Source organism: Flindersiella endophytica (assembly GCF_054779015.1).
In genome coordinates, this window is sequence record NZ_BAAGYY010000044.1 from 214,334 (window position 1) to 238,135 (window position 23,802).

General features: G+C 68.9%; 27 protein-coding genes. 17 read left to right on the forward strand and 10 right to left on the reverse strand.

All coding sequences use genetic code 11. From position 1 onward, the window contains the following. The first annotated feature begins 215 nt into the window (after positions 1–215). On the forward strand, positions 216–908 hold the full coding sequence (locus tag ACYVF6_RS45885; protein WP_460533465.1) for a LysE family translocator: 693 nt from the start codon (positions 216–218) through the stop codon (positions 906–908). Here ACYVF6_RS45885 and ACYVF6_RS45890 read toward each other — a convergent pair. Then, positions 901–1,479 (reverse strand): TetR/AcrR family transcriptional regulator, encoded by a 579-nt coding sequence (locus ACYVF6_RS45890; protein ID WP_460533468.1) that lies wholly within the window; start codon positions 1,477–1,479, stop codon positions 901–903. The two genes, ACYVF6_RS45885 and ACYVF6_RS45890, sit on opposite strands and share 8 nt — an antisense overlap. Positions 1,480–1,557: 78 nt before the next feature. On the opposite strand from ACYVF6_RS45890, the gene ACYVF6_RS45895 reads away from it, so the two are divergent. The 3 genes from ACYVF6_RS45895 to ACYVF6_RS45905 all read left to right on the forward strand — a co-directional run bounded on the left by ACYVF6_RS45895 (position 1,558) and on the right by ACYVF6_RS45905 (position 4,036). Further along, entirely contained in the window at positions 1,558–2,277 is a 720-nt protein-coding gene (locus ACYVF6_RS45895; RefSeq protein ID WP_460533472.1) for an SDR family oxidoreductase, read from the forward strand. 30 nt (positions 2,278–2,307) lie between these two features. Continuing rightward, positions 2,308–3,114 carry a Rossmann-fold NAD(P)-binding domain-containing protein gene (locus ACYVF6_RS45900; protein WP_460533475.1) on the forward strand — a complete coding sequence of 269 codons (807 nt, stop codon included), beginning with the start codon at positions 2,308–2,310 and terminating at the stop codon, positions 3,112–3,114. 70 nt (positions 3,115–3,184) lie between these two features. Then, positions 3,185–4,036 carry a hypothetical protein gene (locus ACYVF6_RS45905; RefSeq protein ID WP_460533478.1) on the forward strand — a complete coding sequence of 284 codons (852 nt, stop codon included), beginning with the start codon at positions 3,185–3,187 and terminating at the stop codon, positions 4,034–4,036. Between the two features lie 222 nt (positions 4,037–4,258). Here ACYVF6_RS45905 and ACYVF6_RS45910 read toward each other — a convergent pair whose 3' ends face one another. Further along, positions 4,259–4,675 carry a hypothetical protein gene (locus ACYVF6_RS45910; RefSeq protein WP_460533481.1) on the reverse strand — a complete coding sequence of 139 codons (417 nt, stop codon included), beginning with the start codon at positions 4,673–4,675 and terminating at the stop codon, positions 4,259–4,261. An 85-nt stretch (positions 4,676–4,760) separates the two neighbouring features. Then, on the reverse strand, positions 4,761–5,774 hold the full coding sequence (locus tag ACYVF6_RS45915) for an aldo/keto reductase (RefSeq protein ID WP_460533484.1): 1,014 nt from the start codon (positions 5,772–5,774) through the stop codon (positions 4,761–4,763). Positions 5,775–5,816: 42 nt separating this feature from the next. On the opposite strand from ACYVF6_RS45915, the gene ACYVF6_RS45920 reads away from it, so the two are divergent. Continuing rightward, the gene (locus ACYVF6_RS45920; protein ID WP_460533487.1) at positions 5,817–6,953 is read left to right on the forward strand and encodes a hypothetical protein; all 1,137 of its coding nucleotides are present in this window, start codon (positions 5,817–5,819) and stop codon (positions 6,951–6,953) included. 23 nt (positions 6,954–6,976) lie between these two features. Here the strand turns inward: ACYVF6_RS45920 and ACYVF6_RS45925 are convergent, their stop codons facing one another. From ACYVF6_RS45925 to ACYVF6_RS45945, 5 genes are read right to left on the reverse strand one after another with little or no spacing between them, the layout of a single operon-like run. Beyond that, positions 6,977–7,837: a class I SAM-dependent methyltransferase gene (locus ACYVF6_RS45925; RefSeq protein ID WP_460533490.1), complete on the reverse strand. Its 861-nt coding sequence runs from the start codon at positions 7,835–7,837 to the stop codon at positions 6,977–6,979. A 23-nt stretch (positions 7,838–7,860) separates the two neighbouring features. Further along, positions 7,861–8,784: an SRPBCC family protein gene (locus ACYVF6_RS45930; protein ID WP_460533493.1), complete on the reverse strand. Its 924-nt coding sequence runs from the start codon at positions 8,782–8,784 to the stop codon at positions 7,861–7,863. Further along, positions 8,781–9,278: an SRPBCC family protein gene (locus ACYVF6_RS45935; protein ID WP_460533496.1), complete on the reverse strand. Its 498-nt coding sequence runs from the start codon at positions 9,276–9,278 to the stop codon at positions 8,781–8,783. Before ACYVF6_RS45935 ends, ACYVF6_RS45930 begins: the two co-directional genes overlap by 4 nt. A 5-nt stretch (positions 9,279–9,283) precedes the next feature. Then, positions 9,284–10,990, reverse strand: a complete 1,707-nt coding sequence (locus tag ACYVF6_RS45940; protein ID WP_460533499.1) for an SRPBCC family protein — start codon at positions 10,988–10,990, stop codon at positions 9,284–9,286. Next, complete coding sequence (locus ACYVF6_RS45945) at positions 10,983–11,540, reverse strand: ArsR/SmtB family transcription factor (protein ID WP_460533551.1); 558 nt, start codon at positions 11,538–11,540, stop codon at positions 10,983–10,985. Before ACYVF6_RS45945 ends, ACYVF6_RS45940 begins: the two co-directional genes overlap by 8 nt. A gap of 152 nt (positions 11,541–11,692) precedes the next feature. Here ACYVF6_RS45945 and ACYVF6_RS45950 point away from each other — a divergent pair, with 152 nt between their 5' ends. The 9 genes from ACYVF6_RS45950 (at position 11,693) to argH (ending at position 20,017) form a co-directional block, all read left to right on the forward strand. Next, entirely contained in the window at positions 11,693–12,391 is a 699-nt protein-coding gene (locus ACYVF6_RS45950) for a hypothetical protein (RefSeq protein WP_460533502.1), read from the forward strand. Positions 12,392–12,475: 84 nt separating this feature from the next. Beyond that, a complete protein-coding gene (argC, locus tag ACYVF6_RS45955) occupies positions 12,476–13,507 on the forward strand; it encodes an N-acetyl-gamma-glutamyl-phosphate reductase (protein ID WP_460533505.1) in 1,032 nt (343 codons plus the stop codon). After that, complete coding sequence (locus ACYVF6_RS45960; RefSeq protein WP_460533508.1) at positions 13,504–13,893, forward strand: ACT domain-containing protein; 390 nt, start codon at positions 13,504–13,506, stop codon at positions 13,891–13,893. Before argC ends, ACYVF6_RS45960 begins: the two co-directional genes overlap by 4 nt. A gap of 22 nt (positions 13,894–13,915) precedes the next feature. After that, positions 13,916–15,070: a bifunctional glutamate N-acetyltransferase/amino-acid acetyltransferase gene (argJ, locus tag ACYVF6_RS45965; protein ID WP_460533511.1), complete on the forward strand. Its 1,155-nt coding sequence runs from the start codon at positions 13,916–13,918 to the stop codon at positions 15,068–15,070. Beyond that, positions 15,067–15,969, forward strand: a complete 903-nt coding sequence (gene argB, locus ACYVF6_RS45970) for an acetylglutamate kinase (protein WP_460533513.1) — start codon at positions 15,067–15,069, stop codon at positions 15,967–15,969. The genes argJ and argB overlap by 4 nt, the downstream gene beginning before the upstream one ends. Further along, positions 15,966–17,171 (forward strand): aspartate aminotransferase family protein, encoded by a 1,206-nt coding sequence (locus ACYVF6_RS45975; protein ID WP_460533516.1) that lies wholly within the window; start codon positions 15,966–15,968, stop codon positions 17,169–17,171. Before argB ends, ACYVF6_RS45975 begins: the two co-directional genes overlap by 4 nt. Then, positions 17,164–18,093: an ornithine carbamoyltransferase gene (gene argF, locus ACYVF6_RS45980; RefSeq protein WP_460533519.1), complete on the forward strand. Its 930-nt coding sequence runs from the start codon at positions 17,164–17,166 to the stop codon at positions 18,091–18,093. Before ACYVF6_RS45975 ends, argF begins: the two co-directional genes overlap by 8 nt. Continuing rightward, the gene (locus ACYVF6_RS45985; RefSeq protein ID WP_460533521.1) at positions 18,090–18,599 is read left to right on the forward strand and encodes an arginine repressor; all 510 of its coding nucleotides are present in this window, start codon (positions 18,090–18,092) and stop codon (positions 18,597–18,599) included. Before argF ends, ACYVF6_RS45985 begins: the two co-directional genes overlap by 4 nt. Before the next feature lie 8 nt (positions 18,600–18,607). Next, positions 18,608–20,017 carry an argininosuccinate lyase gene (gene argH, locus ACYVF6_RS45990; RefSeq protein ID WP_460533524.1) on the forward strand — a complete coding sequence of 470 codons (1,410 nt, stop codon included), beginning with the start codon at positions 18,608–18,610 and terminating at the stop codon, positions 20,015–20,017. Here argH and ACYVF6_RS45995 read toward each other — a convergent pair. Beyond that, entirely contained in the window at positions 20,014–20,139 is a 126-nt protein-coding gene (locus ACYVF6_RS45995) for a hypothetical protein (protein WP_460533527.1), read from the reverse strand. The two genes, argH and ACYVF6_RS45995, sit on opposite strands and share 4 nt — an antisense overlap. A 16-nt stretch (positions 20,140–20,155) precedes the next feature. Here ACYVF6_RS45995 and ACYVF6_RS46000 point away from each other — a divergent pair, with 16 nt between their 5' ends. Further along, the gene (locus ACYVF6_RS46000; protein ID WP_460533530.1) at positions 20,156–20,506 is read left to right on the forward strand and encodes an MmcQ/YjbR family DNA-binding protein; all 351 of its coding nucleotides are present in this window, start codon (positions 20,156–20,158) and stop codon (positions 20,504–20,506) included. Here the strand turns inward: ACYVF6_RS46000 and ACYVF6_RS46005 are convergent. Next, on the reverse strand, positions 20,496–21,140 hold the full coding sequence (locus ACYVF6_RS46005) for a biliverdin-producing heme oxygenase (protein ID WP_460533533.1): 645 nt from the start codon (positions 21,138–21,140) through the stop codon (positions 20,496–20,498). The genes ACYVF6_RS46000 and ACYVF6_RS46005 overlap by 11 nt on opposite strands. A gap of 57 nt (positions 21,141–21,197) precedes the next feature. On the opposite strand from ACYVF6_RS46005, the gene ACYVF6_RS46010 reads away from it, so the two are divergent. Next, the gene (locus ACYVF6_RS46010; protein WP_460533536.1) at positions 21,198–21,827 is read left to right on the forward strand and encodes a DNA-3-methyladenine glycosylase; all 630 of its coding nucleotides are present in this window, start codon (positions 21,198–21,200) and stop codon (positions 21,825–21,827) included. A 21-nt stretch (positions 21,828–21,848) separates the two neighbouring features. Beyond that, positions 21,849–23,126 carry a tyrosine--tRNA ligase gene (gene tyrS / locus ACYVF6_RS46015; RefSeq protein ID WP_460533539.1) on the forward strand — a complete coding sequence of 426 codons (1,278 nt, stop codon included), beginning with the start codon at positions 21,849–21,851 and terminating at the stop codon, positions 23,124–23,126. Positions 23,127–23,802: the final 676 nt, after the last annotated feature.

Sequence of the window (23,802 nt, forward strand, 5' to 3'; positions counted from 1 at the left end):
CTCGCCCCGGCTGCTGCAGTGCCGCCTACCCCCGCGCTGTGCTTCCGGCTGCTCTGACTCAGCTGGCGCCGCCATCCGCTCCACCTGTTCCCGATCGACCAGCGCCGCGCCGTGGTGGACGATCGGCCGTGGTGGCGGTCGGTGGAAGCCAACCGTGGCGCGGCCGTCAGCGAAACACCGACCACCTGTTGCCACCACCCGGCAGGATGGAAGACGTGTCGACGACGGTCCTACTCGGTTTTCTTCTGACGGTCGCTATCGCGCACGCGATACCCGGCCCGGACTTCGCGCTCATCCTGCGGCACGCCTCCCGCGGCGGCCGTTACGGTCGCTCGGCCGCCTTCGGCGTGCTGTGCGGTCTATGCGTTCACGTCACCGCCGCCGCCCTCGGCCTGTCCGCCCTACTGGCCCGATCCGCGACGGTGTTCACCGTCGTAAAGCTGATCGGTGCCGCGTTCCTGGTCTACCTCGGCGTGCACGCGCTGCTTGCGTCCCGAAAGCCGCGCGACACCAAAGCCTCAGCCGAAACCGCACCCGAGCCCGCCATTGAGGCAGAGCCCAACACCAACGCCGAGCCCAACGCACCAACACCGCCCACCCCAACCGGCAGCCGCCGCAAGGCGTTCGTCCAGGGCTTCGTCGGCAACGTGCTGAACCCAAAGGCGGCCCTCTTCTTCCTCAGCCTCCTCCCGCAGTTCATCGACGGCTCGATGCCAGTCGCTCCGCAGGTCCTCGTACTCGGCGTGATCACCGTGCTCTCGGCCCTGGTCTGGTGGATGCTGTTCGTCGCCCTCGTCGACCGGATCCGCGGCCTGCTGGCCAGGGGCGTCGTCCGCCGTACGCTCGACCGCATCACCGGCCTGGTCTTCATCGGCCTCGCCGTCCGCCTCGCGCGAATGACTACGTAAGCAGCCGGCGGGCGACCTCGCGCAGGTCGTCGGCCAGGCGGTCGTCGACGGGGGCGTGTCCGCCGAGCAGGCGGTACCACATCGTGCCGAACAGCAGGTCGGACACGAGTTTCGGCTCCACGTTCCGCTCGAGCTGCCCGGCCGCGATCCCGTCCTCCAGGATCTGCTCCACCAACGCTCGGCGCGGCCCGAGCAGCGCTGCCTGCAGACGCGCCTGCAACTCCGGATCGTGCTGCGCGTCGGCCATCAGCCCGGACAGCGGCTTTCCCGTCACCGGGAGCAGGTTGAAGACGAGACGCAGTGCCGTGTGTACGTCCCGCAGCGCGTCGCCGGTCCGGTGGAAGCGGGGCAGCTCCCGCGCGGCGATGTCCGCCAGCGCCTCCAGCACCACGTCGGCCTTGGCGGGCCACCACCGGTAGACGGTCTGCCGTCCGACGCCGGCTTCGTCCGCGATGCCCTTCATCGTCAGCGCCGCGTATCCGTCCTGAGCGCACAACCGCAGCGTCGCGTCCAGCACCGCCCGCCGGGCGGTTTCACTGCGCGGCCGGCCGCGGGGGAGCACTTCGTCCATGGCTTGCACTTTACAAGACACGGTGTACCGCTATCCATTAACGAGTCACCGTGTATTGGAATTGGGAGGAACGAGTACATGGAACGCACAGTCATCGTCGGTGGTACGTCGGGGGTCGGCCTGGCCACCGCGCAACGGCTCGCGAAGGCCGGCCACGAGGTCGTCGTCACCGGCCGGAACCCCGAGCGCCTGCAGGCCGCCCTTGCCGAGTTGCCCGCCGGCGCGACCGGCACCGCCGTCGACGCGCTCGACGAGGCGGCGATGTCGGAGTTCTTCGCCGGGCTCGGCTCGGTCGACCATGTCGTCATCACGGCGACGGCCGCGGCCGGAACGTTCGGCCCGGTCTCCGAACTGACCGTCGGGCAGGTACGGGAAGCTGTCGACGGCAAGCTGCACGCCTACATTTCGACCGTCCGCGCCGTGCTTCCGGTGCTGAGCAAGAGCGGCTCGATCACGGGCGTCTCCGCGCTCAGCGCGCAGGGCAACATGCCGGGCATCTCGGCACTGGCGGCCGCCAACTCCGCGGTGGAGGCCTGGATGCGGATCGCGGCGATCGACCTGGCGCCGATCCGCGTCAACGTCGTCTCGCCGGGCGTGATCGACACGCCGTGGTGGAGTTTCCTGGACGAGGCCACGCGACAGGGCACGTTCGACGCGTATGCCAAGCTGACGCCGGTCGGCCGCGTCGGCCGGCCCGACGACGTCGCCCAGACGATCCAGTACCTCGTGGAGTCGACGTTCACGACCGGCGTCGTGTTGCCGTGCGAGGGTGGGGTACGCCTGGCCGGACCGCAGTAGAAGCTCATCAGGCAACAGGAGGAGATCACGTTGAACGGGCAGGTCATCCTCGTCACGGGTGCCACCGACGGGCTCGGCGCCTACCTCGTGCGCGAGCTGGTCTCGTCCGGCGCCACCGTCGTCGCGCACGGGCGCAATCCGGACAAGCTCCAGGCTCTGCGTACCAGCCTCGGGGTCGAGACCGTACTCGCCGACCTGGGTGACCTGCGCCAGGTCGACCGCCTGGCCGGCGAACTGTTGGACTCGCTCGATCGGCTGGACGTCCTGGTCAACAACGCGGGCATCGGCTTCGGCCCGCCTGGTGCGTCCCGGCAACTGTCGGCTGACGGGTACGAGCTGCGCTTCGCGGTCAACTACCTCGCCGGCTACCACCTGGCGCGGCGGCTGCTCCCACTCGTCCGCAAGTCCGCGCCGGCCCGGATCGTCAACGTCTCGTCACTCGGCCAGGAGCCGCTCGACTTCGACGACCCGATGTTCGAACGCGGCTACGACGGAATGGTCGCGTACCGCCGGAGCAAGCTGGCCCAGATCATGTTCACCATCGACCTGGCCGAGGAACTGGCCGGCACCGGCGTGACCGTGAACACACTGCACCCGGCGACGTTCATGGACACGCCGATGGTCGCCGAGTTCGGCGGGCAGCCGATGAGCACGGTGGAGGAGGGTGGCACGGCCACGCTTCGCCTGATCACCGATCCAGCGCTCGACGGCGTGACCGGCCGCTTCTTCAACGGCCTGCGGGAGGCGCGAGCGAAGCCGCAGGCGTACGACTCCGCTGCCCGGCAACGGCTGCGGGAGCTCAGCGACGAGTTGGTCAGCCGGGTGCTGCCGGCTTGACCAGCTCGGTTGACGCCGGCCGCTGCTTCGCAGGCCCGTTTCTCACCGATTAGTCGATACGGTCGAGAGCATGGGTGAACCCTTGATCGTGACCGTGCCGGCGTCCTTGGAGTCCGTCTACCTCGTGGCCGGGCTCCGGCAGGTCCCAGACGATCTGGGTGGCATCGCGCGGCTGTGGGCCAGCCGGATGGACGGTTTGGAGCCCACCGACGGCGAGCCGACGCCCGGCACGTTGCAGGTCGCACTCGCAGGGCAGAGCCAGCTGCCGTCGGTCGAGCAGCTGAACGGAGCCGGCAACACACCCGACCTGGTGCTGCGGGTGTCGCAGTCGGAGCGCTGCCTCGTGATCCGTTACAACGGCTGGCCAGGATGGCCCGCCCGGCCGGCGACGATCAGCCAGGGCGTGGCCAACGCACTCGCGTTCGAGGCCGCGGGCCTGGTGCTCGATCCGTACACCAACCAGATCCTGCGGCCCAGGCGGCAGACCGACTGGGACCTCACCGGCCCGCCGGTGCTGCACCGCCTGCCGCTCGGTGACTGGACCCGGGCGGCCTACCAGGAAGGCGACCGGCTGATCCTGCTCGGCATGGAACGGTTCGGCGTGCCGAGCCTGGAAACACCCGGTGTGCCGCCCGCCTTGGTCGAGCCGTGGGGCAAGGTGCTGCGTTCGGTGGCCGGAGTCCTGCTCAACCAGTACTGGAGTCGCCTCGCCGACGAGCCGCAACGGGCGTTCGTCGAGCTCGACAACCCTTTGTGGGTTGGCGACTCGACGCACACCTTGGTGCGGCTCGCGCTCGACATCGACCCCGGCCGGTTCGAAACCGTGCAGGTGCTGCCTCCGGAGGACTTCGCCGACGGCTACCACGACTGGCTCCGCGCGACGATCGCCTCCGTACTCCCAACCGGGCCGACGGGTGGCTAGGGGGTGTCCTGCAAGTGTCGCCGGGCTGCGGCGGCCCTGGCCCCACGCTGGCTGCGTTGGACGAAGATCGCCCGTATGACCTTGTGCGATCGACTCCACCCGCCTTGCCAGCCCGGCACCCTTCCGCACCACCACCGTGGTGCCAGCCCGGCGCCACTCTGCTCATGTGGCGGCTACGCCGCCGGGCGTCCTCGCTATCCACCGACACTTACAGGACACCCCCTAGCCGGTAGGCAGGCCGGCGCGGGGCAGGTCGTCGAGAGCGACTTCGCGGGCTTGTCTCGGCGTAACCACCCAGACTCCGAGCAGCCGGACCCGATGCTCCGCGCAGGTCTCCCGCATCGCCCGCAGCCAGTCGATGTCGGACTGAACGATCGACTCCGGCCCGGCTCGCTCGATGACCAGCAGGAGCGCTCCGTGCTCCTTGCCGGCCAGCGATGCGAACGCGGAGGCGATCCGTAGGCATTCGTCGAACGGCGGGTCCGGGGGAGCGCCGTCGACCGGAACGGCCGCTTTGCCGTGGCATTGGTCGTCGCACAGCAGGAACGTGATCCCTGGGCCGCAGGTTGTCGAGAGGAAGGTCTCCTCGATCAACCTGCGAATACTCTCCGCGCTGTCAAGCGCCTTCGATGTAGTCATGGGCGCCATCGTGCGCTCGGTCAAGCAAGATCGTGAGCGTTGTCCCCAGGTCGGTTATCCACAGCCTCGAGCGGCTACGGACGGCCTATGGGCGGCGCACGAAGCGGGCCAGCACGTCGTACGGGTACGGCAGCTGCTTGTCGCTCGCCTTGGTCAGCCGGTCCATCTGTTCGTCGCTCAGCTTCCAGCCGGCCGCGCCGAGGTTGTCCTCGAAGTGCGCGAGCGTCCGGGCACCGATGATCGGCGCCGTGACGCCCGGCCGCTGCACCAGCCAGCGCAACGACACCTGAGCCGGACTCTTGCCCGCCTCCTCGGCGACCGCGTGCACGGCGTCGAGCACGTTCCAGGTGTGCTCGTTGGCGTACTTCTGCCAGGTCTCGCCCCAGTCGGGGTTGTCGTTGCTCATCCGGTCGATCCGTCCACCGGACACCGGCGCACTCATCCCGCGCCGGTAAGCGCCGGACAGCCAGCCGGCCCGCAACGGGCTCCACGCGATCAGGCCGAGGCCTTCGGCCTGGCAGACCCGGACCAGTTCCCACTCGGCTTCGCGGTCGAGCAGGTTGTACAGCGGTTGCAGGCAGGCGTACGGCTCCCAGCCGTGCTGGCGCGCCAGGTCGACGGACTTCTGCAGCTGCCAGCCGCTGTAGTTGCTGGCCCCGACGAACCGCACCTTCCCGCTGCTGACCAGCTTGTCCAGCGTGCCAAGCGTCTCCTCGAGCGGCGTGGCGTCGTCAAAGACGTGCACTTGGTACAGGTCGATGTAGTCCGTGCCCAACCGTCGCAAGCTCGCCTCAACCGCGGCGACGATGTGCTTACGCCCGGCACCACCGTCGTTCGGCCCGGGACCCATGTCGCCGTAAACCTTGGTCGCGATCACCAGGTCGTCACGCGTCTTGCCCTTCAGCCAGCGTCCAACCACCTCCTCTGAAACACCGACGCTGTAGACGTCAGCGGTGTCGATGAACGTGCCACCAGCCTCGACGAACCGGTCCAGCATCTGGTGGCTGGTCTGTTCGTCCGTCTCGTTGCCGAACGACATCGCACCAAGGCACAGCTCGCTTACCTTCAGGCCCGTCCGGCCAAGAAATCTCTGCTCCATACGATCGAGGTTAGGGTCTGTTGGGTGCAATCCAGCAGGCCAATGGACGATGCGGATCGCAGTCCAATCTCGCACTACGCGGCCGAGGTCGCGCCGCTCATCGACCGCGCACACGAGGCCTTCCACCGGCAAGCGGCCGCCGCCTTCCGACAAAGCGGACTCGACCGCCCACAACACGCCGGAATCCTCATCTCGCTGCGATTCGCCCTCGCCGACCCGTCGCGGCAGCGGGACCGCCCGCTACGACTGTCCGTCGTCAAACTGGCGTTTCGCTACTCGGCGCCCGACGCCGTCGCCACCGCCGTCGCCGAACTGGCCACGGCGAACTGGCTCCACACCGACGGCGACCTGGTCCGCCCGACTCAACGAACAGTGGACTGGACCAACTCGCTGTACGACCTGCACGCCCAGGTCGCCACCACCTTCTGGCAGCCGGCACCCGCGGACCTCACAACGCTCGCAGCCCTGGCCAACCGCCTACTCACCGCCACATCCGCGACGCCCAACACCGCGCCGACGCCGCCTGCGACCGACACCGCGAACCCGACTGCCGCGACAGCCCACGCCACCGGGACCGCCGAGGATGCCGACGTGGCGGCCGCCGCCGCGACGCAGGCCGCTGGCGCTGCGAGCACCTCCGCCACCGACTCCGCGGCCACGTCCGCTGTGGCAGGGCCTGTCACGAACGCCGGGACCGCCGGAGCCGCTACGACCGGGGCCACCGATGCCGCGACCACATCGGCGATCGGCGCCGCGACGACCACGTCTGCTGCGGACGGGCCCGCCACCAACGTCGCGACCGGTGGAGATGGCGGGGCTGCTGCGAACCGGACTGCTGCGGCTGCCGGCGACATCGCGGCTGCGCGGGTCGCCGAGACTGGCGGTGGGGGCGTTTTCGTCGCGTTGGGATTGCCGTATGAGCGGGCTGGGGATCCGCCGGGGCTCGTGCTGTTCAACCGGTTGGCGGTGCTGCGCTATCACCGCGCCGACGCGCATGCGGCTGCGTGGGCGGCCGAAGGGCTGACCGCGCAGGAGATGCAGGCGCTGCACTCGGGTGAGCTGCGTGAGCGAATCGAAGCCGAGACCAATCGACTGGCCGCCCAGCCGTACGCCGCATTGACCGAGGCCGAACGGCAGGCCTTCCTGGCAGGGTTGGCGGCGCTCTCGGCGGCGCCCTAGCCGCGGTCCGAGGTTGGAGGTGGTCAGTGTGCATGGCCGCCTGCCGGCTTGACGGCTCGTACACACAGGGCGAGCGAGGGGAGGGGAAGCGTGCCGTCTGCTTCTTCGTAGGGACGGACCGCCGCCACGAGGGCGTCCCAGGCGCCGGGTTGCTCGTCGGCCTTCTCTACGAGGCCCGGCGGCAGCATGTCGCGGTTGTAGCGGACGTATTGGTCGATCGTGTCGAACCAGAACGGCACCGTGTGTTCGGCGATCGAGACCTCGACGAAGCCGGCCTCGGCGAGGTGGCCGGCCAACCGATCCGGATCGGAGAGGCTGAACGGTCCGGGCGTGCCGGGCTCGGGCGCGGGCAGGGCGAGCCGTTGCGCGAGTACGCCAGGACCGGTCGCGACCAGGCTGCTGGAGGCCGGGCCCCAGACGGCCGCGACGAGCACGCCGCCTGGCCGCAGCGCGGCCGCCAGCCTGTTCAAGGTGTGCACGGGATCGACGGCGAACATCAGGCCGAACCGCGACAACACCACGTCGAACGACGCTTCCGGCTGATCGATCGCGTCGAGGTCGGCCTCCGCGAACTCGGCCTGCGGCAGGTCGCCGGCGCGTCGGCGGGCCACCGAAAGCATCGCCGGTGAGGCGTCGACACCGAGGACCCGGCCGGTCGGCCCGACCAGCCCGGCTGCGCTCAGCGCCGGCTCACCCTGTCCGGTGGCGACGTCGAGGACGGCCTGACCCTTCCGGACGCGGCCCAGCTCGAGCAGGCGAGCCGTCACGGAAGCGCCTCCGCGCTCGAAGACCTCGGTCCAGGCGTCCCATCCCGGGCTGGAGTTTTCCCAGTGCGCGCGCTGCTGCATCTTGTACGCGGCTGCGTCGAAAGAACTCGTCTTCATGGTGTCCTCGTGATCGGCTTTCGTCAGTCGGCGTAGGCGTGTGCGATGTGGTCATCGGGCATGCCGGGAATCCGAATCTCGATCGGCCGCCATGCGGCGCCGACCTCGAGCATCCGGCGTAGCTCGGCGAGGAAACAGAGCCAGCCGCCCAGGTGCTGCCGCGCGCCGGGCTGGTCGTCACCGAAGCCGCTGTGCACGATCGTCAATTGCGTCTGGCCTCCAGAGCCATCGAGCTCCCAGCGCACGGCGGTCTGCTTGCCCTGCCACCGCCAGGAGTACGCGAGCGACCGGTTGGGTTCGAGCTCGAAGATCTTGACTGGTTGTTCCTGTGGGCTGAACCGGATTTCGCCGCCGACCCGCGGTTCGACGAAGCTGTCGTTGCCGAACCAGCGGTCGAGCTTGTCCGGTTCGATCAACGCGGCGAAGACCTGCTCCGCCGGCGCGTCGATCGGTACGTCGATCCGGACCGAGTCGCCCGGTGGCTGCTCGGTGAAGTCGAGCCTTGGCGCCGGCGCCCGGCCCTCGAGGTAGTTGGCGAGGTTGGCGATCGGCAGTCGCCAGTCCCACAGGCTGGCCTCGCTCTGGATGCCCTCGACCATCTGGTCGTAGGTGGTCGAGCCGGTTTGGGTGAGCGTGAGCACCGTGCCCGCCGGCCCGTCGCCTGAGTGGTCGTCCGGCGCCAGGCCGATCTCGACGATCCGCTCGGTGGAATCGAGATCCCATGCGAAGCGCAGCAGCCGTCCCGGCTCGGCGTCGAGCAGCCGCTGCCGTCCGGCGTCGCCGTTGGGGGTGTACCTGCCCCAGAACGAGAACTGCTTGTCAGGCAAGGAGACCTCGGCGTGTTCGGCCAGCCAGCTACGCAGGCCGTTCGGGTCGGTCAGGGCGTGGAAGACACGTTCCGGAGAGGCGGCGAGGAAGGCCCGTAGCCTGAATGTGTCGCTGGTCATGCGGTAACTCCTGGTCCTTCTGTATCGGATTTGCCAAGCTGGTCGTCGAGGTGAGCGAGGACGAACGGCCAGGCGTCGGCATGCTGCTTGGCGGACGCCTCGTTCGGGAAGCCGCGGTGGGTCAGCCGCAGTCTGGTGCCGGAGCTGGTTCCGCCGGCTGTCTCAGCCTCGGCAGGGCTGAGCTCGACTGCCACCACCGTCTCGGCGCCCTCGGTGCCGGCCGCGCCGGTGACCCAGGTCAACTCGACCCGGCGGCCGGGCTCGAGTTCGAGAAACCGTCCGTAGTGCGGGTGGCGTCCGCCCTCGTGCTGGGTCTCGAACCAGAACGGCTCGTCGACCCCGGCTCGCATCGCGAGGGAGCCGGGAGTCGCGAACCAGAGGTCGAATCGCTCCGTCCAGGCTTCGTAGAGCGCCTCGGGCGAGGCCGACATCATCCGTTCGACGGCGATGTCGTGTGGACGGTCGGACAGGTCAGGGCGGGGTAGGCGAGTCATCGTGGTCATCCCTTCTCGGTCAGGTCGACGGCGGTGATCGGCTGCCAGGCATCGCCCAGCTCGTGCATGCGGCGCAACTCGGCTACGCCGCTGAGCCAGCCGGCCCAGCCCGACACGTCGGCGGGCCGGTCGAACCCGCTCTGCACGAATGTCAACGATGTCTTGCCTTCGGTGCCCGATAGCTCCCAGCGGACCATGCCCGCGCCGCCCCAGGAGAACGTGATCTCCTCGCCCGGCCGCGGCTCCGCGACCACGCCTGCCGAGCCGTCGAGCACGATGTCGCTCGGCCGCGCGCCGAACCAGTCGGCGAAGCGGTCCTCGTCGGCGATCGAGGCGTAGACCGCGTCGAGCTCTGCGTCGACGAGCACGTCGGCGTAGCGATCGGGGTCGAGGTCGTCTGTGTAGTCGCACATCGGTGTGAGCTTGCGCCCGATGACGTAGTCGGCGAGGTTGGCCATCGAGAGCGCCCAGAACGTGTGCATGACCCCGCGTACGCTCTGGCTCTTGCCGGCCAGCACCTCTTGATAGGGCACGCAGCCGGAGTGCGTGACGGTGGCGACCGTGCGCTCGGGTCCGGCGGGCTTCAGTCCGATCTCGACCGTGGTCTCCACGCCGTCGAGGAGCCAGGCGAACCGAAGCAGCCGGCCCGGCACCGCCTCGATCAGGCGTTGCCGGCCGGGCTCGCCCTCCGGCGTGAAGCGGCCCCAGAACTCGAACTGCCCGTCAACCAGCGACACCTCGGCCTGCTCGGCCAGCCAGATCGACAGCGCGTGCTCCTCGGTGAGCGCCTCGAAGACTTCCTCGGGAGGAGCGTCGAGCCGGACTTGATAGGTGACCGTCGTGTCGCCGGCCTGCGGCAGTTCGGACTCGACGATCAGCGGCTGATAAGCGGCGCCGAGCTCGTACATGCGCTTTAGTTCGGCCACGCCGCCGAGCCAGCCGGCCTCGTGCTGCGCGGCGTCGTCGAGCTCGTCGGCGCCGAAGCCGCTCTGCACGAACGACAGGTGGGTTGATCCATCGGAGCCGGTCAGCTCCCACCGCACGACCGCGCCGTGCTCGTCGCCGTAGGCGAGCCTGCGCCCGGGCTCGAACTCGAAGATCCGGCCGTCGATCCCGAACGTGGTGCGGCCGCCGACCGTGGGCTCCAGCTCGACCCGCCAGCCGAACCATCGCTCGATCTGGTCGGGATCCGCCAGCGCCGCGAACACCTCCTCGGGCGAGGAGTCGATCCTCAGCTCGAACCGGATCTCCCGCGCCCGGTCCGAACTGAAGTCGCACAGCGGCATCAGGTCGCGGCCCTCGAGATGGGCCGCGAGGTTGGCCAGCGCCAGGCTCCAGAACGTGTGCATGGTGTGCAGGCCGTTGCGGCGCCCCGGTGGGGCCATCAGCTCATCGAGCGTTGGCAAACCGGACTGAGTGAGCGTCAGCAGCGTGCCGTCGGATTCGTCGGCCGACCAGTAGAGCTCCACCCTGGTCTCGACCTCGTCGAGCGTCCACGCGAAGCAGAGCCGGTCGGCTCCCACCGCACGTAGTCGCTGCCGGCCGGGTTGGCCCTGTGGCGTGTAGCGACCCCAGAACTCGAACTGCCCGTCGGCCAGCGAGACCTCGGCGTGCTCAGCCAGCCAGGTACGAAGCGCGGCGGGATCGGTCAGCGCGCTCCGCACGCTCGCCGGCGGTGCCGCGATCCGGGCCCGAACCGTGTAGTCACTCATCTGGGTTTCCCTTCGGGTAACAGGCCACGGCAAGCCGGAACGCGTCGCCCTCGGAGCCGCCGTATCGGGTGAACAGGTCCTGCAGGGTGGTGCGCAGGTCGTCGAGGAAGGCCTGCCGTTGCTCGGGGCGTACCCGAACGTCGCCTGAGACGCCGATCGACGGGAGCTCCGGAGCCGTCCGGTCGAGCCCGGCGATGTCGGCCTGCACCTCTTCGACCAGGTTGAGGAGATATCCGAGGCTCAGCTCGTCCTGTGCGCGCCGCACGCCGAGCGTGCCGACCAGGCGCGGCGACATCCAGTAAGAGCGGGCGCTGGCTTGATAGATGCCCTCCTGGATGCCGCGCACCCGGCGCTCGCTCACCTGGGTCACCAACTCGGCGTCGACCAGGCGCCGCACGTGGTAGTAGACCCGCTGCGACGTCTGGTGGAGCTTGGTCGCCACCTCGCCGCAGGTGCGCGGCTCGGCGAGCTGCCGCAGCACTTCGATGCGCTGCGGCTTCAACAAGGCCTCCGCCTGCTCGAGGCGTTCGAGGTAGAGCACGTCCTTCATCACGAAAACAAGTTTGTACGTAAAAACTCTGCTTGTCAATAGCGGAGAGTATGAAGAGTGATCCCGTGCGGTAGCGGATTTAGGCTGGTTCGCGGCCGGGGTTTGGTGCCAAGCTGTTGACATGGCCGAGCGAGCGTGATGGGAGAGGTGGGATGGGACGGGCACTTGTGGTCGCTGCGTTGGCGGCGGTGGTGATCGGTGGTCTCGTCCTCGTACTCATCATCATCAAGCTGGTCAGGGAGAACGCCCGCCAGCGCGAGGCCGCCGCTCGCCCGGAAGCGTGGCCGCCGGTCCCTCGCGAACGTGAGCGGGAGCCCGAGCGCACGCGCCAGCGTCCTGCTCGCCGACAGGCCGCGCTGATGACGCAGGAGAACCCCGCTGTGGACACGCCGCCGGTTCCGCGCCGACTGCCCGGCGCCGATCCGCAGGCTCCCGCACCGTCCGGCCCGATCCGGGTGGCACGTGCCGAGCCGCCGACCGGCCCGCAGCCCAGCCAGACCGGCCCGCAAACAGGCCCGCAAGCTGGGCCGATGCCGGCATCGAGGGTGATCCCACCCGCGGTCCCACCCTTCGGCCCGATGCCCGAACCCCCGTCGGGCCCGATGCCATACGCCGAGCCGCAATCCGGCCCGCACCCGATCTACTCCGAACCACCGTCGGGCCCGCACCCCGTCTACGCCGAGCCTCGTTCCGGCCCGCAGCCGATGCCGCAACCCGAGCCGTACTCCGGCCCGCAGAACATCCCTGGTCAGGGCGCCCAGAAGATGCAGACGCCGCCACCCGGATGGCGCCCGCCCGTACGCACCACCCGCCCGGCATCGTCCAACGGCGAGTCCTCCGAAACCGAATAGCCAGAGCCGCATCTCCCGCCCGCGATTGCATGGCCATTCATCCGATGGCATAATCATGCAGACCGACCAGAGGAGTGTGCGTTCATGGGGTTCAGTGCGGCCGTCGCCGGCGCGAGCGGGTACGCGGGCGGCGAGGTGTTACGCCTGCTGCTCGGCCACCCCGAGATCGAAGTCGGCACGCTGACCGCGGGCGGCAACGCCGGCAGCAAGCTCGGCGCCCACCACCCGCATCTCCTCCCGCTGGCCGACCGCGTCCTCGCCGACACCACGGCGGACCTGCTCAAAGGCCACGACATCGTCTTCCTCGGCCTACCCCACGGCCAGTCCGCCGCGATCGCGCAGCAGCTGCCCGACGACGTCCTCGTCATCGACTGTGGTGCGGACTTCCGCCTGGAGAACGCCGAGGACTGGGAGCAGTGGTACGGCGGCGAGCACGCCGGCACTTGGCCGTATGGCCTCCCGGAGCTCCCCGGCCAGCGCGACGTCCTGGCCACGGCCAAGCGGATCGCCGTACCCGGCTGCTATCCCACCGTCTCCAGCCTCGCGCTGCTCCCTGCCGTCCAGGCCGGTCTGGTCGAGCCGCAGGACATCGTGATCGTCGCCGCGTCCGGTACGTCGGGCGCCGGCAAGTCGCTCAAGCCCAACCTGCTCGGCAGCGAGGTGATGGGCGCGATGTCGGCGTACTCCGTCGGCGGCGTCCACCGCCACACGCCCGAGATCGAGCAGAACCTCGGCAAGGCCACCACAGAAGACGTCACGGTCTCGTTCACCCCGACGCTCGCCCCGATGCCGCGCGGCATCCTCGCCACCTGCACGGCCAGGATCAAGCCGGGCGTCGACACGGCACAGGCCCGTGAGACCTACGCCAAGGCCTGGTCGGACGAGCCGTTCCTGCACCTGCTTCCCGAAGGCACCTGGCCGACCACCGCCGCGGTTCTGGGCGCCAACACCGTGCTCGCGCAGGTAGCCGTCGACGAACGAGCAGGCCGGCTGGTCGTCGTCGCCGCCGAGGACAACCTCACCAAGGGCACGGCCGGCGGCGCGATCCAGTGCATGAACCTCGCGCTCGGCCTGCCCGAGACCACCGGCCTCCCAACGACCGGACTCGCGCCATGACCTGGACGCTCCGGCAGCACGGCGCCGACCTGGTCGTCTGCCGGCTCGCACCCGACGAGGACGTTCCGTCCTGGGTCGCGGGCCCGATCACCGCGGTCGTACGTACGCCCGGCGAGCTCTCCCTGCTGTGCGAAGCCGCCTCGGTGCCCGAAGGTCTGATGTCCATCGGCCCGTACACCGCGTTCGAAGTCGTCGGCCCGCTCGACCCCGGACTGGTCGGCGTGCTGGCGGAACTGCTGGAACCCCTTGTGGAAGAACGGATCAGCGTGCTCACGAACTCGACGTTCGACACCGACTGGGTGCTGGTGCCGAGGCACCAAGCCGAAGCGGCAGGAGCGGCCTGGCGACGACGAGGCCACACCGTCGTCACGCCGATATCCGCCTAGTGTTCCGGGAAGGAACGAAACCGTGAGCGTCACACAACCGAAGGGGTTCCGGGCGGCCGGGGTAACTGCCGGGCTCAAGCCCAGTGGCAAACCCGACGTCGCCCTCGTCGTCAACGACGGCCCGAACGCGGCAGCGGCCGCCGTCTTCACCGCCAACCGCTGCAAGGCCAATCCCGTGCTCTGGAGCGAGCAGGTCGTCCAGGACGGCCAGGTGCGTGCGGTCGTACTCAACTCCGGCGGCGCCAACTGCTACACCGGCCCCGAAGGCTTCCAGAACACGCACGCCTCCGCCGAGGCCGTCGCCGAGTTGCTGAACGTCTCCGCAGGCGACGTCGTAGTCTGCTCGACGGGCCTGATCGGCCCGCAGCTCGACCGTCCCAAACTGCTCGACGGCATCGCGAACGCCGCCGGGCAGCTCGACGCCGATGGCGGTGACGCGGCGGCCACGGCGATCATGACGACCGACACGGTCTCGAAGCAGGCCGGCGTCCGGAACGACCAGGGCTGGAGCGTCGGCGGCATGGCCAAGGGCGCCGGGATGTTCGCGCCCTCGCTGGCCACCATGCTCGTCGTCCTCACCACGGACGCCGACGTGGACTCCGCGACGGCCGACCAGGCCCTCCGCGCGGCCACCAAGCTGACGTTCGACCGCATCGACTCCGACGGCTGCATGTCCACCAACGACACGGTCGTGCTGCTCGCCAGTGGCGCCTCTGGAGTAACGCCCGATTACAAAGACTTCGCCAAGGCCGTCTACGAGGTCTGCCACGACCTCGGCCAGCAGTTATTGTCGGACGCCGAGGGCTCCGAGCACGACATCGCGATCCAGATCGTCAACGCCGCAAGCGAAGACGACGCCATCGAAGTCGGCCGATCCATCGCCCGCAACAACCTCTTCAAGTGCGCGATCTTCGGCAAGGACCCCAACTGGGGCCGCATCGTTGCCGCTGTCGGTACGACGAGCGCGGCGTTCGACCCCGCCAAGCTCGACGTGTCGATCAACGGCGTCCAAGTGTGCCGCGACTCCGAGCCGGCCGAAGACCGCGACCTCGTCAACCTCGACAAGCGCGACGTCGACGTCATCGTCGATCTCAAAGCGGGCAACGAGTCCGCCACGATCTGGACCAACGACCTCACCCACGCCTACGTACACGAGAACTCGGCATATTCCACATGACAGAGCTCAAGAAACGCGATCTCAAGCTGGCCCAGGAGAAGGCCGGCACCCTGATCGAGGCCCTGCCGTGGCTGCAGCAGTTCTCCGGTGCCGTCGTCGTCATCAAGTACGGCGGCAACGCGATGACCGACGACAAGCTCAAGCAGGCGTTCGCCGAGGACATCGCTTTCCTGCGCTACGCCGGCCTCCAGCCGGTCGTCGTCCACGGCGGTGGCCCGCAGATCAGTGACATGCTGAAGCGGCTCGGCATCCCCAGCGAGTTCCGCGGTGGCCTGCGCGTCACCTCGCCCGAGGCGATGGACGTCGTACGCATGGTGCTGGTCGGCCAGGTCGGCCGCGAGCTGGTCGGGCTCGTCAACAGCCATGGCCCGATCGCTGTCGGCCTCTCCGGTGAGGACGCCGGCCTGTTCACCGCCGAACGCAGGGGAACGGTCGTCGACGGCGAACCCGTCGACCTCGGCCTCGTGGGCGATGTCGTGTCGGTGCGTCCGGAAGCCGTCCGCGACCTGATCGACGCGGGCCGGATCCCGGTCGTGTCCAGTGTCGCGCCCGACATCGACGGTGAGGTCCACAACGTCAACGCCGACACGGCCGCGGCGGCGCTCGCGGTCGCGCTCGGGGCGGAGAAGCTGGTCGTGCTCACCGACGTCGAGGGCCTCTATCGCGACTGGCCCAACAGCGACGAGGTGATCAGCGAGCTCACCACCGGCGAGCTTGCCAAACTCTTGCCAAGCCTGGCGTCCGGCATGGTGCCCAAGATGGAGGCCTGCCTGCGCGCCGTACAAGGGGGAGTGCCACGCGCCCACGTCATCGACGGCCGCGTCGCGCACTCACTGCTGCTCGAAGTCTTCACCAACGAGGGAATCGGCACGATGGTGCTGCCGGAAGGGTCCCAATGACAATCTATGAAGAGCTCACCGCGCGGTTCGAGGCCGCGCTGATGCCCACGTACGGCATTCCTCCCGTCGCGCTCGCACGCGGCGAGGGCTGCGTCGTGTGGGACGTCGACGGCAACCACTACCTCGACTTCATCGCCGGTATCGCCGTTTCCTCGCTGGGACACGCGCATCCGGCGCTGGTCGAGGCCGTTTCCAAGCAGGTCGGCACGCTCGCGCACAGCTCCAACCTGTTCCTGCACGAGCCCGAGGTGCTGCTGGCCGAGGCGTTGCTCGCCAGGCTCGGTCATCCCGGCAAGGTCTTCTTCACCAACTCCGGCACCGAGGCAAACGAGGCCGCGTTCAAGCTGGTCAGGCTCTATGGCAACCACAACGGCAAGCGGGCTTACGTCGTGGCGGCCGACAGTGGGTTCCACGGCAGGAGCATGGGCGCGCTGTCGATCACGGGCAAGGCCTCGATCCGGGAGCCGTTCGCTCCGTTCGGCACCGACGTACGCTTCGTGCCCTACGGCGATGCTGCCGCGCTCGAGGCCAGCGTCGACAACCGGTGTGCCGCGGTGTTCCTCGAGCCCACGCAGGGCGAAGCCGGTGTCGTGCCGCCTCCGGACGGCTACCTCCGGGCGGCTCGCGAGGTCTGCGACGCGACCGGCGCCGCGTTCGTTCTCGACGAGATCCAGAGCGGGATCGGCCGTACGGGCACCTGGTTCGCGCACCAGCACGACGGTGTCCTGCCCGACGTCATGACGCTGGCCAAGGGCCTGGGCGGCGGGCTTCCGATCGGTGCGTGCATCGGCCTCGGCACGTTCGGCGACGTGTTCGGCAAGGGTGACCACGGCTCTACGTTCGGCGGCAATCCGGTCGCCGCGGCCGCGGCCCTCGCCGTACTCGACACCATCGAGAAGGAAGGCCTGCTCGACCACACGCTCAAGGTCGGCCAGCAGCTCTCCGACGGCCTCGCCGCGATCCAGCACCCGCTGCTCGCCGGCGTACGGGGGAGTGGCCTCTGGCGGGCTGCCGTGCTGACCGCTGAGAAGGCTCCGCTTGTGCAGGCCGCCGCCAAGCGGGCCGGCTTCCTCGTCAACGCCGTACAGCCGAACGCGATCCGGATCGCACCGCCGCTGATCGTCACCGCCGAGCAGGTTCAGCAGCTGCTCGACGCGTTCCCGGCGATCCTCGACGCCGCCCTGGAGGGCTCAGATGCTTAGGCACTTCCTGAAGGACGACGACCTCACGCCGGACGAGCAGCAGCAGGTGCTCGACCTCGCCGACGACGTGAAGCAGAACCGCTTCAAGCACAGGCCGCTGGAGGGGCCGAAGGCGGTCGCCGTCCTGTTCGACAAGACCTCGACCCGTACCCGCGTGTCGTTCAGCGTCGGCATCGCCGAGCTCGGCGGCTACCCCCTCGTGATCGACGCGCAGACCTCGCAGATCGCCAAGGGGGAGACGATCGAGGACACCGCACGGGTGTTCAGCCGGCAGGTCGACGCGATCGTGTGGCGGACGTACGGCCAGGAACGGATCGACGCGATGGCCGCCGCGAGCAGCGTGCCCGTCGTCAACGCGCTCACCGACGAGTACCACCCCTGCCAGATCCTCGCCGACCTGCAGACCGTACGCGAGCGCAAGGGCAAGCTCGCCGGCCTCACGTTCAGCTACCTCGGCGACGGCGCCAACAACATGGCGCACTCGTACCTCCTCGGTGGCGCGACGGCCGGCATGCACGTACGCATCGGCACACCGGACGGCTATCTCCCCGACGAGGCGATCGTCCGGCGTGCGGCGGAGATCGCAGGGCAGACCGGCGGGTCGGTCGAGGTTCTGCACAACGCCGTCGCGGCCGCCGAAGGAGCAGACGTGCTGGCGACCGACACGTGGGTCTCGATGGGCCAGGAGGCCGAGGCGGCCGAGCGGCAGCGGCCGTTCGTGCCGTACGCGATCGACCAGACTCTGCTCGGTCGCGCTGCCGACGACGCCATCGTCCTACACTGCTTGCCCGCGTACCGCGGCCAGGAGATCTCCGCCGAGGTCATCGACGGCCCGCAGAGCGCGGTCTGGGACGAGGCTGAGAACCGGCTGCACGCCCAGAAAGCTCTGCTGATCTGGCTACTGGAGGAATCTCGACGATGAGCACGCACCCGGCGACCAAGACGGCCCGCCAGCAGTACATCGTCGAAGTGCTGTCCCGGCACGCGGTGCGCTCCCAGACCGAGCTTGCCGACCTGCTCACCGAGGCAAGCATCGCGGTGACGCAGGCGACGCTCTCGCGCGACCTGGTGGAGCTCGGTGCTGTACGCGTGCGCAACTCCGAGGGTGTGCTGGTCTATGCCGTACCCGGTGAGGGCGGCGACCGTACGCCTCGCGTCGCACCGAACGAGTCCACCGCGGTGGGCGGCCGGCTGGCCCGGGTATGCGGAGAGTTGCTGGTCTCGGCGGTGGCGTCCGCCAACCTCGTGGTGCTGCGGACACCGCCGGGAGCGGCGCAGTTCTTCGCCTCGGCGATGGATCATGCCGAACTCGAGACCGTGATCGGCACGATCGCCGGAGACGACACCGTGCTCGTCGTGACGAAGGACCCCGACGGCGGCCAGGAGGTCGCCGACCACCTACTTGGACTTGCCCGAAAGAACCGTTGAGGAGAGAAGTGGCTGAGCAGACGACCAGGCTGTGGGGCGGGAGGTTCGCCGGCGGACCATCCGACGCGCTGGCGGCACTTTCGAAGAGCACCCATTTCGACTGGCGCCTGGCACCGTACGACATCGTCCAGACCGGCGCGCACGCTCGCGTGCTCCGGCGCGCCGGCCTGCTGACGTCCGACGAGCTCGCGCGCGTCGAGACCGCGCTCGCCGAGCTTTCCTCGGACGTCGAGTCCGGTGCGGTGCTGCCGCAACCGGACGACGAAGACGTGCACACCGCGGTCGAACGCGAGCTCCTCCAGCGGCTCGGCCCGCTCGGCGGCAAGCTGCGCGCTGGGCGCAGCCGTAACGACCAGGTGGCCACCGACTTCCGGCTCTACCTCCGTGCGGCGGCCAAGCAGATCGCCGTCGAGGTGATCGCGCTGCAGCGGGCGCTGCTGGAGCAGGCCGAGCAGCACGTCGAGAGCGTCGCCCCGGGCTTCACGCACCTGCAGCACGCTCAGCCGGTCTCGTTCGGTCACGAGCTGGCCAAGCACATCCACGGGCTCGCACGCGACCTCGACCGGCTGCACGACTGGGACGACCGCACTGCGATCTCGCCACTGGGTGCCGGTGCGCTGGCCGGCTCGTCGTTGCCGCTCGACCCGGAGACGGTCGCGGTCGAGCTCGGTTTCAAGCAGGCCGCGCAGAACTCCATCGACGCCACCAGCGACCGCGACTTCGTGGCGGAGTTCCTGTTCGTGGCGACGATGATCGGCGTACACCTGTCGAGGATCGGCGAGGAATACTGCCTGTGGGCGTCGACGGAGTTCGGCTGGGTCCGGCTCGACGACGCGTTCGCCACCGGCAGCTCGATCATGCCTCAGAAGAAGAACCCCGACATCGCCGAGCTCGTACGCGGCAAGTCCGGCCGGCTGATCGGCAACCTCACCGGGCTGCTGGCGACACTCAAGGGCATGCCGTTCGCCTACAACCGCGACCTGCAGGAGGACAAGGAGCCGGTCTTCGACACGGTTGACCAGCTGCTTCTCGTCCTTCCCGCCGTGACCGGCATGGTGGCGACGAGCCGGTTCGACGCGGAGAAGATGGCGGCCGCGGCGCCGCTGGGCTTCGCGCTGGCCACCGACGTGGCCGAGTGGCTGGTCAAGCAGGGCGTGGTGTTCCGGGACGCTCACGAGATCGCCGGTGCGTGCGTAGCGGCGTGTGAGAAGCGGGGCATCGACCTCCCGGACCTGTCGGACGCCGAGCTGGCCGAGATCTCCCCGCACCTCACGCCCGAGGTGCGCACCGTCCTGACGGTACGCGGGGCGCTCGACGCGCGGTCAGGAGTGGGCGGCACGGCACCGTCGCGCGTCCGCGAGCAGCTCGCCGTCCTCGGTGGGCGCATCGACACCGCAGCCGCCAACTGGACCGTCTAGTCCTGCTCGGCCGGCCTCGGTGCCTCCGAAACGACCAGGTCAGGAGGTCGGAGGTCGGAGGTCGGCTGCACGGCGAGTGCCGGCCGGACGTCCTCGCAGTTCCGGCGGAACCCGTCAGCCACGGTCTACCCTGCTCGAATGGCGACTTGGGACGATGTCGGCGCGATCGCGTTGCGGCTGCCGGAAGTCACGCCGGGACAGGCACACGAGGGCTCGCCTGCGTACGACGTCAAGGGGAAGCAGTTCGCGCGGCTGCGCTGGGACGACGGTCGCGAGATCCTGCAGTTCTGGAGCAACGAGGGCCGCGACGCGCTGGTTCGGGACAACCCTCGGGCCTACTGGGTGGCCAAAGCTTTCCCGTCGGCCGTCTTCGCCTGGCTGGACCGGCTCGACGTGTCCGAGCTCACCGAGATCGTCACCGACTCATGGCTCGCCCGCGCGCCGAAACGGCTGGTCAAAGCCAACCCGGACGTCGGCGTCAGGCACTGATCGCGAGCGCACGGGCCAGCTCGTCCAGCATCGCGATGTTGCAGCGGAACGCGCGCTTGCACTCGTCGATGATCCGCTGCTGCTCGACCTCGTCGACCGGCAGCGCATCGAGAGCGGCGCGGTACTCCCGTTTGAACGCCGCCGGGTTGCCGATCTCGTCGAAGACGTAGAACCGCACGCCGTCGCCTTTGTGCGCGAGGCCCCACGCGCGCTCTGCCATCGCGCGTACGACCTGGCCGCCGGAGAGGTCGCCGAGGTAACGCGTGTAGTGGTGTGCGAGGTAGCCGCCAGGCCAGGTCGAGGCGACCTCGCGGATCCGGCTGACGTACGCGATCGTGGTCGGCAGGGGAGCGGTCGACAGCTCCCAGTCCGGACCGAGCAAGAACGCCAGGTCGGCTTCGATCGCCCCTTGTCGTAGCAGCTCAGAGCGCACGAACGGCGTGGTGAGTGGGTCGGCAGGCGGTGCGGATTCCAGTGCACGGTAGACGTGCCAGAGCTGGGCGGTGTAGCGCGCGTACGCACAAAGGTCGAGCCGTCCGTCGAGCAGGTCGCTGACGAAGGTCGAGTCGTGTGCCTCGGCGTGCAGCTCACGCGAGGCCATCCGGATGCGAATGGAGAACGGCACGTCAACCATAACCTAAGGTTAGCCTGTCCTAAGTAGAAGTAAACAGGGTTTGGTAGGAATGACCCCGTGTCCCGTACGTTCTTCGACCGCCCCGTGCTCCAGGTCGCACCTACCCTCCTCGGCGCCACGTTCGAACACGAGACCGGCGAAGGGCTCGTCACGGTGCGGATCACCGAGGTCGAGGCCTACGACGGGCCCAACGACCCCGGCTCCCACGCCTATCGAGGGCTGACCAGGCGTAACGCCGTGATGTTCGGCGAGCCTGGACATGCGTACGTCTACTTCACCTACGGCATGCACTGGTGCGTCAACCTCGTCTGCGGTCCAGAGGGGACACCGAGTGCCGTACTGCTCCGCGCAGGCGAAGTGGTGGCCGGCGAGGAGCTGGCACGTACCCGGCGGGCGGCCGCGAAGTCGTCGCGCGATCTTGCCCGGGGGCCGGCCCGGCTGGCCCAGGCGCTCGGCATCGACAAGGCCTGTGACGGGCTGGACGTCTGCGACGCCGACTCGCCGCTGCGCTTCGCACCTGGTCGACGGGTGCCGAAGCGGCTGGTCAAACGTGGTCCAAGGGTCGGTCTCGCGCAGGCGGCTGACCGGCCCTGGCGTTTTTGGCTGGACGGCGAGACGTCTGTGTCGGTATACCGGCCACATGTGCCCAAGAAACGATCGGGCACGCTTAGGGAGACAACTGCTTAGTACCCGTAGAGAGGGACACCCGTGACCGACATCCTGGACGAGCTGCATTGGCGTGGCCTGGTCGCCGAGACGACCGACGAGGCCGCGCTCCGCACCGCGCTCGCTGATGGACCGGTCACCTATTACGTCGGCTTCGACCCGAGCGGACCGAGCCTGCACGCCGGCAACCTCGTGCAACTGGCGACGGCGCGCCGTTTCCAGGAGGCCGGGCACCGTCCGTTGATCCTGGTCGGAGGCTCGACCGGGCTGATCGGCGACCCGAAGCCGGACGCCGAGCGGACCCTGCAGCCGGCCGAGGTCATCGCCGACAACGTCGAGCGGATCAAGAAGCAGGTCGCACGCTTCGTGTCGTTCGACGGTCCGAACGCCGCGACGGTCGTCAACAACCTCGACTGGACGGCACCGCTCAGCGCGATCGAGTTCCTGCGCGACGTCGGCCGCTACTTCCGTGTCAACAAGATGATGCAGAAGGAGGCCGTCAAGGCCAGGCTCGAGTCGGACGCCGGCATCGGATACACCGAGTTCAGCTACCAGATCCTGCAGGCCTTCGACTACCTCGAGCTGCACAAGCGGTACGGCTGCGTGCTGCAGACCGGCGGCTCCGACCAGTGGGGCAACATCACCGCGGGCGTGGAGCTGGTCCGGCGCGCGGAAGGCACGGCGGTGCACGCACTGGCGACGCCGCTGCTGCTGCGGTCGGACGGGAAGAAGTTCGGCAAGAGCGAGGACGGGGTCAACCTCTGGCTGGATCCGGAGGCACTCTCGCCGTACGCCTTCTACCAGTACTGGTTCAACACGCCGGATGCCGATGTGGCCAACTACCTCCGTACGTTCAGCTTCCGCGGTCGTGAGCAGCTGGAGGAGCTGGAGAAGGCGACGGCGGAACGTCCGGCGGCGCGGGAGGCTCAGCGCGTACTCGCGGAAGAGCTGACGACGACGGTGCACGGAGCGGCGGAGACCCAGCAGGTCATCGCCGCGTCCCAGGCACTGTTCGGGCGGGGGAGTCTCGAGGAGATCGAGGCGCGCACGCTGGACGCTGCACTACGTGAGGCGCCACACGTCTCCGTGTCTGCCGGTGAGGTGCCGTCGACGATCGCCGAGGTGTTCGCGTTGACCGAGCTCGCGCCCAGTAAGTCGGCTGCGAGACGGACGATCGGGGAGGGCGGGGCGTACGTGAATAACGATCGCGTCACGGATCCCGACGGACCTGCCCCGGTCGACCGCCTACTCAACGGTCGCTGGCTGGTGCTCAGGCGTGGCCGGCGCAACCTCGCGGGCGTGGAGATCATCCCGTCCTGACCGATTTGACGATCGATTTCGGGCCGCCGAGCGTCCTCCGGGACTCTCGGCGGCCCGGTTGGTTTGAGGGCGGGGCATCGGGGGAACGTACGGGTTCGGCAAGGCGTTACAACTTAAGTAGGCCACGCGCTGGCCCGGCGGAGTCGCTCTGACCTGCGGTGATGCTGTGGAGCGCCGGTGGGGTGCTGGTGAAGGCGACCCCGGATTTGACTCTGCCTCAGGCGGCACGTATGGTTCTACACGCCTCGCACGGAGCGCCGGACGCGAAAGCGGTCGGACCGGCGGGGAATCCCAAAACTCCGAACGATCTGAACCGGGTGCCGCTGTGCTACGGGTCGGGCCGGGAAGATGCGGGAGGCTGGAGCGGAAGAACCGGTTTGACCGGCTCGGAAGCACTGGCTAAGGTAGGACTCCTCGCTGAGAGCGCAGGACGCGGAAGCCCTAGCAGGCGGCCGTGGCCGTACCGGCGAGGAAATCCAACCAGACCAGCTAACCGGTTTCGACCGGGTTGCTTTGGCCTGGTAGGGTTGAAGGGTTGCCCCGAGGGATGGCCGTGAGGTCTGATGCGGTGCGCGTCCGATTCTTGAGAACTCAACAGCGTGCTAATAGTCAATGCACAAACGCCCCCTGGTGGTGCACGTGTGTGGCTGACCGTTTGGTTGGTTGTGCCGTGTGT

Bases quoted from the DNA above. Each gene is read 5' to 3' on its own strand.
- ACYVF6_RS45910 (WP_460533481.1), bottom strand. From the start codon at position 4,675: ATGACTACATCGAAGGCGCTTGACAGCGCGGAGAGTATTCGCAGGTTG.
- ACYVF6_RS46000 (WP_460533530.1), top strand. From the start codon at position 20,156: ATGGCGACTTGGGACGATGTCGGCGCGATCGCGTTGCGGCTGCCGGAA.
- argF (WP_460533519.1), top strand. From the start codon at position 17,164: ATGCTTAGGCACTTCCTGAAGGACGACGACCTCACGCCGGACGAGCAG.
- ACYVF6_RS45945 (WP_460533551.1), bottom strand. From the start codon at position 11,540: ATGAAGGACGTGCTCTACCTCGAACGCCTCGAGCAGGCGGAGGCCTTG.
- ACYVF6_RS45930 (WP_460533493.1), bottom strand. From the start codon at position 8,784: ATGACCAGCGACACATTCAGGCTACGGGCCTTCCTCGCCGCCTCTCCG.
- ACYVF6_RS45935 (WP_460533496.1), bottom strand. From the start codon at position 9,278: ATGACTCGCCTACCCCGCCCTGACCTGTCCGACCGTCCACACGACATC.
- ACYVF6_RS45895 (WP_460533472.1), top strand. From the start codon at position 1,558: ATGGAACGCACAGTCATCGTCGGTGGTACGTCGGGGGTCGGCCTGGCC.
- ACYVF6_RS45915 (WP_460533484.1), bottom strand. From the start codon at position 5,774: ATGGAGCAGAGATTTCTTGGCCGGACGGGCCTGAAGGTAAGCGAGCTG.
- argC (WP_460533505.1), top strand. From the start codon at position 12,476: ATGGGGTTCAGTGCGGCCGTCGCCGGCGCGAGCGGGTACGCGGGCGGC.
- ACYVF6_RS45975 (WP_460533516.1), top strand. From the start codon at position 15,966: ATGACAATCTATGAAGAGCTCACCGCGCGGTTCGAGGCCGCGCTGATG.
- ACYVF6_RS45925 (WP_460533490.1), bottom strand. From the start codon at position 7,837: ATGAAGACGAGTTCTTTCGACGCAGCCGCGTACAAGATGCAGCAGCGC.
- ACYVF6_RS45890 (WP_460533468.1), bottom strand. From the start codon at position 1,479: ATGGACGAAGTGCTCCCCCGCGGCCGGCCGCGCAGTGAAACCGCCCGG.
- ACYVF6_RS45940 (WP_460533499.1), bottom strand. From the start codon at position 10,990: ATGAGTGACTACACGGTTCGGGCCCGGATCGCGGCACCGCCGGCGAGC.
- ACYVF6_RS45920 (WP_460533487.1), top strand. From the start codon at position 5,817: ATGGACGATGCGGATCGCAGTCCAATCTCGCACTACGCGGCCGAGGTC.
- ACYVF6_RS45905 (WP_460533478.1), top strand. From the start codon at position 3,185: ATGGGTGAACCCTTGATCGTGACCGTGCCGGCGTCCTTGGAGTCCGTC.
- ACYVF6_RS45950 (WP_460533502.1), top strand. From the start codon at position 11,693: ATGGGACGGGCACTTGTGGTCGCTGCGTTGGCGGCGGTGGTGATCGGT.
- argB (WP_460533513.1), top strand. From the start codon at position 15,067: ATGACAGAGCTCAAGAAACGCGATCTCAAGCTGGCCCAGGAGAAGGCC.
- ACYVF6_RS45960 (WP_460533508.1), top strand. From the start codon at position 13,504: ATGACCTGGACGCTCCGGCAGCACGGCGCCGACCTGGTCGTCTGCCGG.
- ACYVF6_RS45985 (WP_460533521.1), top strand. From the start codon at position 18,090: ATGAGCACGCACCCGGCGACCAAGACGGCCCGCCAGCAGTACATCGTC.
- ACYVF6_RS46005 (WP_460533533.1), bottom strand. From the start codon at position 21,140: ATGGTTGACGTGCCGTTCTCCATTCGCATCCGGATGGCCTCGCGTGAG.